At 35.3% G+C, this 16728-nt stretch carries 15 protein-coding genes and 1 pseudogene; all 16 read right to left on the bottom strand.

Annotated elements, in window-relative coordinates; translation table 11 throughout:
• Positions 1 to 163: 163 nt before the first annotated feature.
• Positions 164 to 901 carry a formyltransferase family protein gene (locus tag JF259_RS08635; protein WP_199114918.1) on the bottom strand — a complete coding sequence of 246 codons (738 nt, stop codon included), beginning with the start codon at positions 899 to 901 and terminating at the stop codon, positions 164 to 166.
• A 1-nt stretch (position 902) separates the two neighbouring features.
• Positions 903 to 1574 carry a hypothetical protein gene (locus tag JF259_RS08630; protein WP_199114917.1) on the bottom strand — a complete coding sequence of 224 codons (672 nt, stop codon included), beginning with the start codon at positions 1572 to 1574 and terminating at the stop codon, positions 903 to 905.
• Positions 1571 to 2641 (bottom strand): DegT/DnrJ/EryC1/StrS family aminotransferase, encoded by a 1071-nt coding sequence (locus JF259_RS08625; protein ID WP_199114916.1) that lies wholly within the window; start codon positions 2639 to 2641, stop codon positions 1571 to 1573. Before JF259_RS08625 ends, JF259_RS08630 begins: the two co-directional genes overlap by 4 nt.
• Before the next feature lie 21 nt (positions 2642 to 2662).
• Positions 2663 to 3751 (bottom strand): DegT/DnrJ/EryC1/StrS family aminotransferase, encoded by a 1089-nt coding sequence (locus JF259_RS08620; protein WP_199114915.1) that lies wholly within the window; start codon positions 3749 to 3751, stop codon positions 2663 to 2665.
• 8 nt (positions 3752 to 3759) lie between these two features.
• A complete protein-coding gene (locus JF259_RS08615; protein ID WP_199114914.1) occupies positions 3760 to 4791 on the bottom strand; it encodes a polysaccharide biosynthesis protein in 1032 nt (343 codons plus the stop codon).
• Between the two features lie 105 nt (positions 4792 to 4896).
• Positions 4897 to 6165 (bottom strand): nucleotide sugar dehydrogenase, encoded by a 1269-nt coding sequence (locus JF259_RS08610; protein ID WP_199114913.1) that lies wholly within the window; start codon positions 6163 to 6165, stop codon positions 4897 to 4899.
• A 119-nt stretch (positions 6166 to 6284) separates the two neighbouring features.
• A pseudogene (gene pseB, locus JF259_RS08605) lies at positions 6285 to 7295 on the bottom strand (UDP-N-acetylglucosamine 4,6-dehydratase (inverting)).
• Positions 7296 to 7713: 418 nt separating this feature from the next.
• Positions 7714 to 8847, bottom strand: a complete 1134-nt coding sequence (locus JF259_RS08600; RefSeq protein ID WP_199114912.1) for an aminotransferase class I/II-fold pyridoxal phosphate-dependent enzyme — start codon at positions 8845 to 8847, stop codon at positions 7714 to 7716.
• 872 nt (positions 8848 to 9719) lie between these two features.
• Positions 9720 to 10331, bottom strand: a complete 612-nt coding sequence (locus JF259_RS08595; RefSeq protein ID WP_262894892.1) for a sugar transferase — start codon at positions 10329 to 10331, stop codon at positions 9720 to 9722.
• Between the two features lie 623 nt (positions 10332 to 10954).
• The gene (locus tag JF259_RS08590) at positions 10955 to 12220 is read right to left on the bottom strand and encodes a nucleotide sugar dehydrogenase (RefSeq protein WP_199114911.1); all 1266 of its coding nucleotides are present in this window, start codon (positions 12218 to 12220) and stop codon (positions 10955 to 10957) included.
• Positions 12221 to 12428: 208 nt separating this feature from the next.
• Positions 12429 to 13349 carry a dTDP-4-dehydrorhamnose reductase gene (gene rfbD, locus JF259_RS08585; protein WP_199114910.1) on the bottom strand — a complete coding sequence of 307 codons (921 nt, stop codon included), beginning with the start codon at positions 13347 to 13349 and terminating at the stop codon, positions 12429 to 12431.
• Between the two features lie 326 nt (positions 13350 to 13675).
• Positions 13676 to 13975 carry a type II toxin-antitoxin system RelE/ParE family toxin gene (locus JF259_RS08580; RefSeq protein WP_199114909.1) on the bottom strand — a complete coding sequence of 100 codons (300 nt, stop codon included), beginning with the start codon at positions 13973 to 13975 and terminating at the stop codon, positions 13676 to 13678.
• Positions 13968 to 14219, bottom strand: a complete 252-nt coding sequence (locus tag JF259_RS08575) for a type II toxin-antitoxin system ParD family antitoxin (protein ID WP_199114908.1) — start codon at positions 14217 to 14219, stop codon at positions 13968 to 13970. Before JF259_RS08575 ends, JF259_RS08580 begins: the two co-directional genes overlap by 8 nt.
• A gap of 155 nt (positions 14220 to 14374) precedes the next feature.
• Positions 14375 to 14920 carry a dTDP-4-dehydrorhamnose 3,5-epimerase gene (rfbC, locus tag JF259_RS08570; protein ID WP_199114907.1) on the bottom strand — a complete coding sequence of 182 codons (546 nt, stop codon included), beginning with the start codon at positions 14918 to 14920 and terminating at the stop codon, positions 14375 to 14377.
• A 33-nt stretch (positions 14921 to 14953) separates the two neighbouring features.
• Positions 14954 to 15250: a four helix bundle protein gene (locus JF259_RS08565; RefSeq protein ID WP_199114906.1), complete on the bottom strand. Its 297-nt coding sequence runs from the start codon at positions 15248 to 15250 to the stop codon at positions 14954 to 14956.
• Positions 15251 to 15638: 388 nt separating this feature from the next.
• Positions 15639 to 16502 carry a glucose-1-phosphate thymidylyltransferase RfbA gene (gene rfbA / locus JF259_RS08560; RefSeq protein ID WP_199114905.1) on the bottom strand — a complete coding sequence of 288 codons (864 nt, stop codon included), beginning with the start codon at positions 16500 to 16502 and terminating at the stop codon, positions 15639 to 15641.
• Positions 16503 to 16728 lie beyond the last annotated feature (226 nt).

Below are 16728 nucleotides of genomic sequence, written 5' to 3'. Positions count from 1 at the left end.
AATTGTTACTAACTACTCTTAAAATATTAAGTGTTTTTAATTTAAAACTACAAACAGTTTATCAAATTTGTATAACTAATTAAGATACGATCATTATTAAAGGCTCGTAAATTTTTATCCTTTTGATATCCAATTTATACTCTATCTTAAATAAAAAACTTAATTATACATCATTCAATGATAAATACATTTTTTGTCCATTATATTCAAAATAGGGTTTTGGTCTGTCTTTAAAGCTCCAACCCCTTACAAAATCATATATTTCTTCTATTGAAGATTCTGGGTCTAACTTCAAGTTTTTGTTTGAATCTTTATCGTAATAATAGGTCATCTCTGAAGGCTCAAGAAAGCTTTCGACTCCATTTAGTATATCCTTAAATTTTTCTTTAAAAAGATCAACCGCCAGTATTTCTACTTTATTAAACAACGTTTCTGCTGTATCCTTCTCCTCTATAGGACAAGAACTACTGGCAATAATTTTTCCTTCATCTAATTTTTCATCTATATAATGCAATGTTGTTCCGTGTTTCCAATAATTATCCTTCCTTGCATTAATAATAGCCCAACTAGTCGAGTACCTTCCTTTAAATCTTAATAAGTGAGAGTGATGTATATTAATGATTCCCTTTTTTACTTTAGATATACATTCTGAAGAAATTAATTTCCAATAATTCAAAGAGAAAATTAAATCTGGTGAGGTTTGTTCTATTAATTCTTCGATACTCGAATAAACCGGTATTTTTAATTCTTCATAAACATGTTTTACTTGTTCATCCCACCATCCTTTAAAACTTGGGGCGATTCCTCCTACTAGCTCAATGTCATATAGACTCTTATTTGTATCAATCCATCGAATTATTTCAACAGCCAAATTTCGACTTGCGGCAAAAGCTATTCGCATATTATTTCTTTTTGAATTCTGTATTTTTTATATATAACCGACCAACCTCATCTTCAATATATCCATTTGGATATGGTTCTTCTAGAGATCTAAAAAAGTTATACAACTGTTCTGTATTCATTTTCATGAATTGTTCTTTTGACAAACGACTATCATTAGGAACTCTTCTTTCTCTTTTGACCTCTTCTTTTGGCCAACTTTTCCATGTTATATCAGGGAAGTCATGTAAATACATATTAAAAAGAACGATGCTTGTAGCTGTCATTTGAAATAATATCTCTTTCATATTTCCAGATAAATCAAGATCTACTTCATGAGAAAATAAACAGGCATGAGCATGAGCTCTATCAGAGTTTTCATCAAAAGTTAATTTGAAAATTCTATGTTTAGAGAATACTATTCCATCAATAATTTGATTCTGAATTGGTGACCCATAGGAGTATCTATCTAACTCTGCACAATGCACACCAATTACTTCTATCCTGCTTAAAACTGTATTACCTAGTTTTTCACTGGTGCCGCAAGTAATTAATAAATTATAATCTTCTATATTAAGAGATTTTAGTTCATCTTGCGTTTTACAAAAAGTGATTTTTGACAATTTAGGATTTTTTCTAATTGCTTCATACACCTCGATTGCCCATTCTCTATAGGCTAAAAAAATTACTTTCATCCTGCTTTATTTGTAAACCACCAACCACAAGGAATAGCTACAAAATGATTCATGAATTCATTTACTCCTTTTAACTCTACTCTATTTTCAAAAACAGAGTATATATTGTTATTTATATGCACGCTTGTGGCATAAAACCCTTTTCCTCTAAAATCTTTCATTACAGCATATTTATCTTTTGCTATTATACCATATACCCAATAATTAGGTAGGGAATCGGGTAACAATTTGAGACTCTTTATGTCTTTCATCTCTTCAATACTATCCATCCATACAGAGGCATTGTCTCTTTGTTTTTGAATTAATGTATCTATATGGTCGATTTGTCGTAAACCAATTAACGAATTTATCTCACTCATTAGCGCTCCATAACCTTCTAATTTTATGTCACAAGCTGTATTGATTTCGTTAAACTCATTTCTAAAAATAGATCTATCTATACCATAATCTCGAATTAATTTAGCTTTTTGAAATAATTTTTCATCTTCAAAAACTAATGCTCCGCCGTCTATTGTATTTGGTAACCTAACTGTTTGAAACGAAAAAACGGTTATAGCCGTTCCAAGATTTCCTGTTTTCTTATTATTTAATTCAGATCCAAATGCTTCGATACAATCATCAATCACAGGAATACCATGTTCTTTACCTATGGCATTGATTTCATTGATATGCCCCAAATATCCGCAATAATGATTATGAAAAATAGCCTTTGTGTTCTTAGTTATTTTCTTTTTAACATCCTCTGGAGACATTGTTCCAGAGTTTGGTTCTACATCTGTCCAAATAACTTTTAGTCCTTTAATAGCAAAAGGCTGATTAGATGCTAAGCAACTAACTGGTGATGCTATAACTTCATCTCCGGGTTGTAAACCTAAGGTAGATAAAATAATAAGTAATGCGTGATTGTAAGAACTAATTGTTAGTACTTTTTTAGTACCAATATAATTTGATAATTTTTGTTCAAACTCTTTACCATTTTCACCAAATGCTAATCTTCCAGAATAGAGTATTTTCTCTAGTTCAGAAGTTACATTATCAGGCATATAAGGTTTAAATATAGGAATCATAAAAATTTGGTTTCATTGAGATTACCACCCATTTTTAATAACATTTACAATTTTTTGCCTTTCCTCATTAGTTACCCACCATCCGCAAGGGATATGTACCATTTTTTTGGAAAAAACATCCAGATTTGGCAAAACCGTTTTTGAGTTAGAAAATATAGAATGTATATCGTTTCTTTTGTGTAATTCTGAAGCCATAATACCATGCTCGGCAAGTTTAGAAATAAACCGACCTCTATTTTCTACTTTAAGTGTATATAACCAATACGATGGTTCTGAATTGGGATAGTATTTTAAAAGCTCAACACCTTCGACTCCTTTTAATTCTTCATCATAATATTTTCCATTTTCTATATATGGATCCACCAATTCATGAATTCTATTAAGTTGCGTAATACCAATTTGTGCATTAACATTATTCATATGATATTTGTACCCTTGCACAGTAATATCATTGTCTTGTCTTGTTTTTTTCTTATCTAAACCGAACCATCGAATTAATTTGGCTTTTTCGTAGTCTTCCTTATCTCTAAAACAAATCATCCCTCCGTCTACTGTAGTCATATGCTTAATCGCCTGAAAAGAGAATGTTGTAAATCGAAAATGATTTCCTAATTTTTTGTTTGAAAACTTTGCTCCTAAAGCATGAGCTGCATCTTCTATAATTGGTATTTTGTATCTTTTCTCAATTTTTTTAAAAGAAGCAATATCGATTGGTATCCCTGCGTAATCGACAGTCATTATTGCTTTTGTTTTTGAGGTAATTTTCCTTTCGACATCTTTCGGGCATATATTTCCAGTACAAGAATCAATATCTGCCCATACTATCTTAGCTCCTGTTTGACCAATTACTGTATTTGTAGGTTCTGCAGTAAGTGGTGTACTAATTACTTCGTCTCCTTCTTTTACATCTGCCAATATTAGAGCTATATGTAAGGCTGCTGTTCCTGAATTTACCGAAACCGAAAATTTATTTCCAATATAGTCCGAAAACAAATTCTCAAACTCATCTACTACAGTACCTTGTGCAATATAACCGCTATACAGCACCTTTTCTAGTGCTGGCATTAAAACATCTGATGTAGGTAAGCCCGTTTTTACTAATGATATCATCTAAAATATTATATGTTATTGGTGTCTTGAAGAGATAATTCTTCTCTTACATAATCAATTGTCAATAATAATTCTTTTAACTCTTCTACATTTAGTTGTTGAGTGTTATCAGAATTATACTCTTCGTCTTGTAGTCTTGGCCCGTCTTCTTGTACATATTTGGTATAGTTTAAATCTCGCATATCTGCAGGTACTCTATAGTAGTGTTCCAGATCTTCGGATTTAGACATTTCTTCTTTTCCACATAGTGTTTCATACATTTTCTCACCATGTCTTGCTCCAATAATAGTAATCTTATTCTCGGCTTTAAATAAGCTTTTTAATGCTTCGGCTAAGGTTAAAATAGTTGCAGCAGGTGATTTTTGAACAAAAATATCTCCGGGATTTGCATTTTGAAATGCAAACATTACTAAATCAACAGAATCTTTTAAAGACATCATAAAACGAGTCATTCTGGTATTTGTAACCGTAAGTTCTTTTCCTTCTTTAATTTGTTTTATAAATAAAGGGATAATAGACCCTCTTGATGCCATTACATTACCATAACGAGTAGCACAAATTACACCATCATTTTCTTGTACTCTGGGGTCTCTTGATTTAGAAATTGCCAACTTCTCCATCATAGCTTTAGACATACCCATAGTATTTATAGGATACACAGCCTTATCTGTACTTAACACAATGGTTTTCTTTACCTTATTTCTTGCTGCAGCCTCTAAAACATTTTCGGCCCCTAATATATTTGTTTTAACGGCTTGTAAAGGATAAAATTCGCAAGAAGGAACTTGTTTAAGAGCAGCTGCATGAAATAGATAATCAACCCCTCTCATTGCATTATTAATACTATCAAAATCACGTATATCCCCAACAATAAAATTCAGTTTATCATTCTTATAGTTAATACGCATATCTTCTTGTTTCTTTTCGTCACGACTAAAAATTCGTATTTCTTTGATTTCAGAATCCAAAAATTTATCCAATACTGCATTCCCAAAGGACCCCGTGCCTCCAGTAATCATTAATACTTTATCTTTAAACATTTATTTATATTATTAATTTAAATCTAACCTTCTAATAACAACAATTCTGTGTTTTCTTTTTAAAACATCATAAATATACACGTTGATATACTTAAAACAACCACCTTAAAGCCTATCTGTAATCATTTCTTTTGGCAAAAAACTTTTAACATCATAAATAACAGTTTCCAATCCATTGCCAAAGGATTTAAAATCCAATTCTCTAAATTCTTCATGTCCAACAGCCAAGATAACAGCATCATATCCAGTCTCAGGTTTTTCTTTTAACATAATACCGTACTCATCAAAAACTTCTTCTTTTAAGGCATATGGATCGTATACGTCAACTCTAATTCCAAAACTCTGCAATTCTCTTACAACATCAATAACCCTTGAATTTCTTATATCTGGACAGTTTTCTTTAAAAGTTATTCCTAAAACCAAAGCTTTAGCTCCTTTAACAACATGCCCTTTCTCAACCATTAATTTCACAACCTTATTGGCAATAAAAATCCCCATGTTATCATTAACACGTCTCCCTGATAGTATAACATCCGGGTAATACCCCAAGCTTTCCGCTTTATGGGTTAAATAATACGGATCAACACCAATACAATGCCCTCCAACTAATCCTGGTCTAAATGGTAAAAAATTCCACTTAGTTCCTGCTGCTTCTAGGACCTCCAAAGTATCTATCCCCATTCTATCAAAAATCAAAGACAATTCATTCATCAATGAAATATTAACATCCCTTTGTGTGTTTTCTATAATTTTACCAGCTTCTGCAACTTTTATTGAAGATGCTTTATGAGTCCCGACAGTTACAATCTCATTGTATAGTTTGTCAATAATATCCGCTATTTCAGGGTTACTGCCTGATGTTATTTTTACAATGTTATGTACTTTACGCACCGGATCTCCCGGGTTAATTCTTTCAGGCGAATAACCGCAGAAAAAGTCCTTGTTAAATACCAAACCACTGACTTTCTCTAACTCTGGTACACAAATTTCTTCGGTACATCCAGGATACACCGTAGACTCATAAATGACTATATTATCTTTACTTAATATGGTTCCAATTGTTTGACTTGCTTTTTTAAGAGGTAATAAATCGGGGGTTTTATAATTATCAATGGGTGTTGGAACAGTAACTATATAAATATCTGCCTCTTTAATAGCTTCTAACTTAGTTGTAAAATGCAAAAAAGGAACTTCTGCAAGCTCCTTTTCGGAAACTTCTTTAGTTGAATCTTTTCCCTTCTTAAGTTCATTAATTCTTTTTTCATTCACATCAAAACCAAAAACTTGAAATCTCTTTTTTGAAAACTCAACCGCTAGAGGCAAACCTACATAACCAAGTCCAATTATCGCTATTTTATATTCTTTTAAATTCACATTAGTAGATTTTATATTCAGAAAACGATCTTTTTCAATCTTGTGGCAAAAGTACTATAATTCCTCTTGTTAACAAGTTTATTTAGTCGATAAAATTGTTAAAAAAACTGTTTAAATAATTACACCTTGCTTACCAAGGCCTTCAAACTTTCTACAGTTTCCCATTTTGTATTCTCGCCGGAATTATAACTAAATCCCGTATTCACTTTTTTAGCCTTGTAAATTTTAACAAATTCCTCTACCTCCCAGTTAGGATTCGGTGGTAAAATAACATAGAAGTTTCCCAAATCGTAAGTGCAAAAGGCATCGGCAAGCGCTATCATTTCTTCATGGATCTTTTCTCTGGGGCGTATGCCCACAATAGGTTTCTTACAGTCTGGACTTATCGCTTCGGCCAAATCTGTAATTCTATAATAAGGGAGTTTAGACACAAAAATTTCGCCGCCCCAAGCGCACTCCAAAGCATACAATACCATATCTACCCCCTCCTAAATCGAGATATTAAACCGTGTCATCTCGGGATGTGTAATAGGCAAAATCCCGGACTCTTTTTTCTTCAAAAAAAACGGCACTACCGAACCACTGGATTCCATCATGTTACCATAACGCACTACTGAAAAACGTGTCTTCTGGTTGCTTGGAATACAATTGGTCGCCACAAATAATTTATCGGCTGCCAGTTTGGTTGCTCCATACAAACTGACTGGAGCACAAGCTTTATCCGTAGACAACCCCACCACACGGGATACTTTTGTTTTTAAAGCTGCTTCAATAACATTTTCTGCCCCTCCAATATTCGTTTTAATACATTCCCCGGGATTCGCTTCCGTAATACTTATATCTTTCATGGCCGCTGTATGAATCACATAATCGATACCCTGAAAGGCTTGTAATACACGCTCTTTATCCCTTACATCACCAATTATAAAGTGTAATTGCGGATATTCTTCAACAGATAATTCCCGTGCCATCAATGCCTGTTTCTGTTCACCCCTTGAAAAAACAACCACACGTGCCACTTCAGGATGTTTCTTTAGAATATGTTTGGTAAGTGCTTGACCAAGCGAGCCTGTGCCACCCGTAATTAATATGGATTTTCCTTTATAATTGAATGTTGTTTTTGAATTCATTAGAATTTAATATTAATACTGCAAATTCCTTTATAAAAAAGAAATTGCTTCATTCGCTCCTCATTCGCAATAGCAAATTTTAACAGCTAATTTAAGGTAAATATAGTTTTCTTGAGATTAGTTTATAGAATTCTATTATTTAAATGATATAAAATACCTAATTGGGAAAGAAGTACAACCGAAGCTATGTGTTGTATATGAAACTTGCCTCCAAGGGATTGCTTCATCCAGACTGCAAACGTCTGGATTCGCAATGACGGACTGCCCTTTATTTCATACAACACCCCAACATGCGTCATGCCGAGGACGAAGGACGAAGCAATCTGTTGAAAACAAAGCCTGCGACCGAAGTAATCTCATAGTTAGGCCTACCGAACTTACGGATTGTTTCGCTATGCTCGCAATGACGGACTGCCCATTATGTTATATACCCCAACACAACCTGTACAATAAACTCTTTATCCGTTTTACTTAAATTTGATCCCGATGGCAAACACAGTCCCTGTTCAAAAATCGATTTCGACACTTTATTACCGTAAAGCGAACAACCTTTAAACGCGGTCTGTAAATGTAATGGTTTCCATATGGGTTTTGACTCAATTTTATGATCCTTCAGATATTTCAATAAGCCCAAAGGGGTTATATTGGCTTCATTTGAATGGATTTGGATACAATTTAACCAATAATTCGAAAAGCAATCTAATGATGGTTCTGAAAACACCTCAATAAAATCATATGATTGAAATAATTGCTGATAAAATTGATGGTTCGCTCTACGCTTTTCAACATAATCGCACAACACCTTCATTTGTCCTCGACCAATGCCCGCAGAAATATTACTCAAACGATAGTTGAACCCTACCTCGCTATGCTCATACCATAGAGCATCATCTTTAGCTTGTGTAGCTAAAAAAATAGCCTTTTGTTTTAGTTTTTCATCCTTACAAATTAATGCACCTCCTCCCGAAGTCGTTATCATTTTATTACCATTAAATGATAGGATTCCAAAATCACCAAAAGTGCCACATTGCTGCCCCTTATATTTACTTCCTAGGGCTTCGGCGGCATCTTCTATAAGTGGAATGCCATATTTTTGGGAGACCTTAAGTATCTCATCCATTTTGGCAGGCATGCCAAAAATATGAACCACAATAATGGCTTTGGGTTTTTTACCTTTCGCAATCCGATCTTCAATACCTCGCTCCAAATGTTTGGGACACATATTCCAAGTCTCGCTTTCGCTATCAACAAATACGGGCATTGCTCCCTGATACAGGATAGGATTTGCTGATGCTACAAAGGTCATGCTCTGGCAAATCACCTCATCTCCCCTTTTTACACCTGCGAGTATCAAAGCCAAATGAATAGCTGCAGTGCCCGAAGATAAGGCTGCGACATAAACACCTCTTCCTAAATAAGCTTCTAAAGCCTGCTCAAAAGCACCTATGTTTTTACCAGCCGGCGCTATCCAGTTTGTATCAAAGGCCTCTTGAATGTATTTCAATTCCTGGCCTCCCATGTGGGGTGTGGATAGTTTTATTTTAAAATCCATAAGATGAATTATAATGTTCGGTTTGGATCGTATAAAGATAGAAAAAGCAATCTTGTGAAGAACATTTTAGGGGTTGAACTGTTCTCGATACATCCGTCATGGCGAGGGAGACACGACCGAAGCCATCCCTTGGATAAGGACTCCCCACTTAAAGATTGCTTCGCCATACTCGCAATGACGTTAAAAACTGATTAACTGTACAAATAATGACCTGCTTTCCCCAAATTGATTGTCCAAACCCTTGTTACAAACCCAAACAAAAAACAAACACGTACGTCATGGCGAGGGAGACACGACCGAAGCCATCTCTTGGTTAAGGACTCCCCTACTTAAAGATTGCTTCGCCATACTCGCAATGACGTTAAAAACTGATTAGCTATACAAATAATGACCTGCTTTCCCCAAATTGATTGTCCAAACCCTTGTTACAAACCCAAACAAAAAACAAACACGTACGTCATGGCGAGGGAGACACAACCGAAGCCATCTCTTGGTTAAGGACTCCCCTACTTAAAGATTGCTTCGCCATACTCGCAATGACGTTAAAAACTGATTAGCTATACAAATAATGACCTGCTTTCCCCAAATTGATTGTCCAAACCCTTGTTACAAACCCAAACAAAAAACAAACACGTACGTCATGGCGAGGGAGACACAACCGAAGCCATCTCTTGGTTAAGGACTCCCCTACTTAAAGATTGCTTCGCCATACTCGCAATGACGTTAAAAACTGATTAGCTATACAAATAATGACCTGCTTTCCCCAAATTGATTGTCCAAACCTTTGCCGAAAGTCCAACCAAAAAACAAACACCTACGTCATGGCGAGGGAGGTACGACCGAAGCCATCCCTTGGTTAAGGACTCCCCTACTTAAAGATTGCTTCGCCATGCTCGCAATGACGTACCAAATGAAGTGCAAATCGTTTTAAGAATTATAATGATGTCCTTATAAAAGCTATATTCAGCAATATAGGTTTTGTTCAATTCAACCTTTTTAGGCCAAATCACAGTTCTATTATAGAATTCAGGATCTGTTTGTTGCGCTAACAAATGTTCTTCATTTTTAAAATACAACGATGCTGGTCCTGTAATACCTGGTTTTACCGACAATATAATGCGGTCATCTCCTTCAAGCATATCTACAAAACCGGCAATGTCCGGACGTGGCCCTACCAAACTCATATCTCCTAAAAGCACATTCAATAATTGGGGTAATTCATCTAACTTGGTTCGTCGCCAAAAATGCCCCAATCGCGTAACATTTAGTCTATTATCAGGCATCATTTTCATACTACGCAATTTATAAATCTCAAACAATCGGCCATTTTTGCCTACGCGCTGTTGTTTAAAAATTCCTAGCTGCTTAGTGTCCAACCATGCCATGAACACAAATATTAAAATGAGCCAGCCGAATAAGAGCAATAACACTATCGACAACGAGAGGTCAAAGATTCGCTTTATGATAAGGTCTTTTCTTTTCAATACTATTAAATTAATTTGTTCGGTTTATAAAAATAGTTAAAACTTGTATACCGTGTAATCTTAGATTATTTATGATTTTCATATGGATACCTGCCTACGCAGGTATGACATTAATACGCTATTTTTTTCTTACTCAAAACCCTCGACAGCACTTAACGTAAAAAGTCAAAATATGCGCAGTTATGAATAGAGTCACCCTCTTATACTTTAGCCTGACCTAACTAGCAACAGAGCCTTTTAAGTTACTTGTCATGCCTGTGAAAACAGACATCCACTTAGCACTATGTGCTTATAAAAACTAAAAAATGTCGATAGGACTATGGGATACCTGCCTACGCAGGTATGACAACGAAACGTTTTTAATACAATTCCAAACACTATTTAGTCTGTCGTAAAGACTTTACCCCAACTATAACGCTTTAGGCTTGTAACCCGCAACAAGACCAATAAGGTTACCTGTCATGCCTGTGAAAACAGGCATCCACTTAGTAGTAAGTACTAATAAAAATTAAAGAAATGCCGATATGGTAATGTGGATACCTGCCTGCGCAGGTATGACTCACTGTACTGGCTAATAAAAATCATCTTGAATACAAACACACACCTATCTACTTCTACTTCTATTACAAACGCGCAGTGACCAATGCCTTTGGAAGAAAACTTTTTACATCATAAATAACACAGCCCTTATCTCTATACGATGCATAATCAATAGCCTCAAACTCGTTGTGACCAACCGCTAATACAATGGCATCGTAGCCGTCTTTCAACGTTTCCACCAATTCAAGATTATATTCTTTTCTAACTTCATCGGCCAGTGCATGCGGATCGAATACATCAACATCCAATCCAAACCCTTGTAATTCACTAACAACATCTACTACTCCTGAATTTCTTATATCCGGGCAGTTTTCTTTGAAGGTAATCCCCAAAACCAACACTTTGGCCCCTTTAATGACACTACTCCGTTCCACTAATAATTTTACGACTTTATTGGCTACATGGACACCCATCATGTCATTAACACGCCTTCCCGACAAGATAACATCTGGATAGTACCCCAAACTCTCGGCTTTGTGAGTTAGGTAATAGGGATCAACCCCAATGCAATGCCCTCCTACCAACCCCGGTCTAAAGGGTAAAAAATTCCATTTGGTTCCTGCGGCTTCTAAAACTTCCATAGTATCAATCTCCAGTTTATCGAACACCAGGGCCAGCTCATTAATCAACGAAATATTCACGTCCCGTTGAATATTCTCTATGATCTTACCAGCCTCGGCTACCTTTATACTAGAAGCTTTATGGGTACCTACTGTTACGATTTGGTTATATAATTCATCAATAACACTTGCTATTTCTGCGGTGCTTCCGGAAGTAATCTTTACAATATTATGAACTTTTCGAACGAGGTCACCAGGATTGATACGTTCAGGAGAATAACCGCAGAAAAAATCTTGATTGAATTTTAAACCACTTGACTTTTCCAATTCTGGTACACAAACCTCTTCTGTACAACCAGGGTATACCGTCGATTCATAGATAACAATATCACCTTTGGATAAAACACTACCCACCAATTGACTGGCATTGATAAGAAATGACAAGTCTGGTGTATTAAACCTATCAATAGGTGTTGGCACCGTAACGATATAGATATTAGCACCTGTTAGCGCTTCAAGCTGTGTTGTAAACTGTAAGCCCTTAGCTTGCAAAAATGCATTCGAAGGTACTTCTTTAGTGACATCAATACCCTTTTTTAATTCCGATATGCGTCCCTCATTAATATCATAGCCTTGAACCTGAAATCCTTTTTTTGCAAATTCCATCGCCAAAGGTAAACCTACATAGCCCAGGCCTATTATTGCTATTTTATACCGTTCTTTATTCATGTTTTTAATCTAAATTGCAATAAACTCATTTAAACTTTTTCAATATATTAATTCTCACAATATACACTTAAAATCCGTACTATTTTTTGTTAATCTGTATAGTTATTTTAGGACGAGTCAATCTGTATAGGTACTGTATAGATAAAGTATGGATACAGTATGGATAGTGTATGAACACAGAATAACAATTTTTACTAAAACACCGCTCCTAAACACATTTTGCCAAAGCCCTTTTAAGGCTATATTCCCAACTGGGAATACATAGACTCAATTCATGCCGTATTTTTTCTTTATTTAGGACACTATAAGAAGGTCGCTTTGCTGCTGTATGATAAGCTTCTGTTTTTATAGGACTTACTTTTATTTTTGTTTTGGTAAGCTCAAAAATCGCCTTTGCAAAATCACACCAGCTCACAGACCCCATATTACTATAATGATAAAGACCATAATGTTTTGACTCAGTACAAATAATAGCAACTATAACTTCTGCCAAATCACCCGCATAGGTTGGCGATCCTATTTGATCGCAAACAACTCCAATCTCATCATTTGTTTCTGCCAATCGCAGCATGGTTTTCATAAAATTATGCCCGTATTCCGAATACAACCAAGACGTTCTAATAATAAAATAGTGCTCTAATAGCTCCTTAATTTCAATTTCACCCTGTAGTTTAGATGCCCCATATACACTCATTGGATTAGGAATATCCGTTTCAACATAAGGCTCTTTTTTTTCTCCATCAAAGACAAAGTCGGTTGATATATGAATCAAGACAATACCATACACCCGACAGCTTAAAGCTAAATTTTTAGGCCCCGTTGCATTTATGGCAAATGCCTTTTCTGTTTCAGTTTCTGCGCGATCGACTGCAGTGTATGCGGCACAATTGATACAGTAGTCTATTTTATTAGCCTTAAAAAAGGCTTGCACCTGATTTACATTGCAAATATCCAAGTCCTGATGGCCGGTATAGATAACTTTTAAATCCTCATACCCCGAAATTATATCCTTAATGCACGATGTCAATTGCCCATTTGCCCCAGTAACCAATATGGTTGTTAGTTGTTGATTCCCTTCGACAAGCTCAGGGTAACAATTGGTTGTTGGCAAATTTGATGCTTTTTTCATTCAAAAAATACTATTATATACGATCAATAGATTCTTCAGTCGTCAACCTGCCCGCCATCTGGCATTTTCGCTAAACACATCCACTGGATGTATTTTTAACGCTCAATCCCCTTCTGAATGACAGAGAAGACACTTTCGTCGGACAAAAAGCCCCTCCTTGATGACAATATACTTTATAACAAAAGCCGGCTATTATATTATTCAAAAAATCATCTTTCTTTAACGGTCTCGGCACGTATAAGTAGTTGAGTATCCCAATGGCAATCGTGCTTCAGGAATAAGCAAGTAGAGGCAATTACTTATAGCAGTCATTGGGTGTAGTTTTTTTATTCTGTTATTCTATTTTTCAAATCCATTAGCCCGTGTAAGATTCTCGTGATTTCAATCGGTTGGTCAGTTCGTTTTCGATAAAAAATGATATGTCGGCTAGTTTTGAGTCCGAATAAGTCATTTGTTATTCCGTCATAATTCTTTCCCAATTCAGGATTACTAGCAATGTCCTGACAACTGTCCAACAGCAAATTATAATATCTGTCAGCTTGTGGTTCAGACCATTTTTCAATTGTGTATTCCCAAATTCCAGTCAAATCCTCAACCGCTTTGTTGGTCAGTTCATACTTAGCCATTCTTTTTACGTCTAGCTTTTAATTCCTGAAGATGTTTGTCTGGGTCAAAATCGTGTGCAATGCCGCTATCAATTCCTTCTTGAATTGCGTTTCTCAAGGCAATGACTTTACTTTCCTCGTTTTCCAAAAGACGAAGTCCAGCTCTGATTACTTCACTCACGTTTTTGTATCGTCCAGCAGTAACTTGACTACTAACAAATTGGTCAAAATAATTTCCGAGTGATATTGATGTGTTTTTACTCATAACTTCCTAATTATTTATTCAAAAATACCAAAAATTGGTAGGTTCCCCAAATTACATCCAACTCCTTTTACCTTATCTCCTTATAACTTTATCAATCCAACTAAGATTCTTCACTTCGTTGCTCAGCGTTTTGATGACCACACAAATTTAGATGATTACATATACAATGTGTCAAATAATGGTAAGTTTTGATCTTTTTCTGAAATAATTAACTGCGAATCAGGCATCCCCCAATCAATATTCAGGGTTCTATCATTAAATATAATACCGGATTCTGAAGCGCTGTTGTAATAATTGTCACATTTATAAGTGAAGATCGTATCGTTTTCCAATACCAAAAAGCCGTGTGCAAAGCCTCTTGGGATATAGAGCTGCTTATGTTCTATATCATCTAAAACCACGGAAAAGTGTTGACCGAAAGTTGGTGATCCTTTTCTAATATCCACACAAACATCCAAAACCTTTCCTTTTACGACACGCACCAGTTTAGCTTGGGCAAATGCCCCTTTTTGAAAATGTAAGCCTCTTAAAACACCCTTCGAAGACTGGGATTGATTATCTTGTACAAAATCAACCCTAATTCCCGTTTGTTCTTCAAAATCACGCTGATTAAAACTTTCAAAAAAATAACCGCGTTCATCCTCAAATATTTGGGGTTGTATGATATAACAGTCTTTTAAAGGTGTTGGGGTTATGGTCATTGTATTGTTATGCTGTTATGCTGTTATGCAATTTTACAAACTTTCAATTAATTTGGAGCGCATTCGCCTTATATAAATCAATGCTTCCGAAGTTTCTTTTTGACTATCAATATAATTAAAATTTTCGGCTATCATCAGTTGGGTTTCTAACTCTGCTAAAGATCCTAATGCAATATATAAGAACTGCTTAAATTCTTTGTTACCCCTTCTAGCTGCTCCTTCTGCTATATTAGAAGGAATAGACACCGCAGCACGTCGCATTTGACTTACTAATGAAAATTGTTCTTCTTTGGGAAAGGTTTTTGTGATTACATAAATTTCCGTAACCATTTTCACACGTTTAAATTTTAGTAATTAATTGATTTTATTGTAATTATAAAATTAAGAACGTGTGCAACCACTCCTTACACTCGTTCTCTCATTAAAAATTTTAAACATTTCCTTTTGTGAAGTAATTTTTAAAATTTCTTAATGTTCGTTTCATGGCTTCTTTCCATACATTTAAGTCCTTATGGGAATTTATTGGTGTCACGTATTGTTTGTTATGTTGTTATGCTGTGATCAAGTGATGTTCTTTTTCTGTTATGGTGTGATCAGGTGATAGTGTGATGATATTTTTCATTTCAACCCAAAAGTTTAAACCTCTTCAATTTATGTTCCATAACCAAGTAACTCTTCCATTACATCACATGATAACTGCATCACTTGATCACAAATTTTACTCATCAACCAGCTGCATTAAATATTCCCCATAACCACTTTTAAGTAATGGCAAGGCCAATGCATTTAGTTTTTCCTTATCGATATACCCCATTTTATACGCCACTTCTTCAATACACCCAATTTTTTGTCCCTGACGCTCTTCTATAACCTGCACAAACTGAGAGGCCTGCATCAATGAATTAAAGGTTCCTGTATCCAGCCAGGCTGTTCCTTTGTCTAAGATTTGCACGTGTAATAATCCTTTGTTCAAATAGGCCCTATTGACATCGGTTATTTCCAATTCACCTCGAGAACTTGGTTGGATTTGCTTGGCAATTTCCACAACGCTATTATCGTAAAAATAAACACCCGGTACAGCATAATTGGACTTTGGTTGTTTAGGCTTTTCTTCAATAGAAATCACTTTATTATCTCTATCAAATTCTACCACACCGTAGCGCTTCGGATCTTGAACATGGTAAGCAAATATAATACCTCCGTTAGGCTTAATACTTGCCTGTAACGTTTCATCTAATCCAGAACCGTAAAAAATATTATCGCCTAATATAAGAGCAACATCATCTTTCCCTATAAAATCTTCTCCGATAATAAAGGCTTCTGCCAGCCCATTGGGTTGTTCCTGAACGGCATATTCAAAACGGCAACCATAATCGTTCCCATCTCCCAAAAGGGCCTTAAATCTTGGCGTGTCCTTTGAGGTTGAAATAATCAAAATATCCCTTATGCCAGCAGACATCAACGTTGTTAACGGATAATATATCATGGGTTTATCATATACAGGCATCAGCTGTTTACTTACTACTTTCGTAAGGGGATGTAATCGTGTTCCTGAGCCGCCTGCTAATATGATTCCTTTCATTTATTAAAAGTTATGTAGTGATGAGGTGATGCTATTGCCAACAAAATGCATTATATAATTTCATTCTAAACGTATTATTAAATTTGATAACATACTTCTAATAAAATAATTGACTTAGGCATTTAACTACTAATATTTTTGATAAAGCATGGTTCGGTATTCACCATTCTGTTCAAAAGGTTGTCAAAAATGTTTTCTTTCATGAAGCTTCTATTAAAGCGATAAC

Source organism: Snuella sedimenti, assembly GCF_016428595.1.
Lineage (GTDB): Bacteria > Bacteroidota > Bacteroidia > Flavobacteriales > Flavobacteriaceae > Snuella > Snuella sedimenti.
The sequence above is the reverse complement of the archived record's forward strand: the minus strand, read 5'-3'. Positions and strand labels throughout refer to the sequence as shown.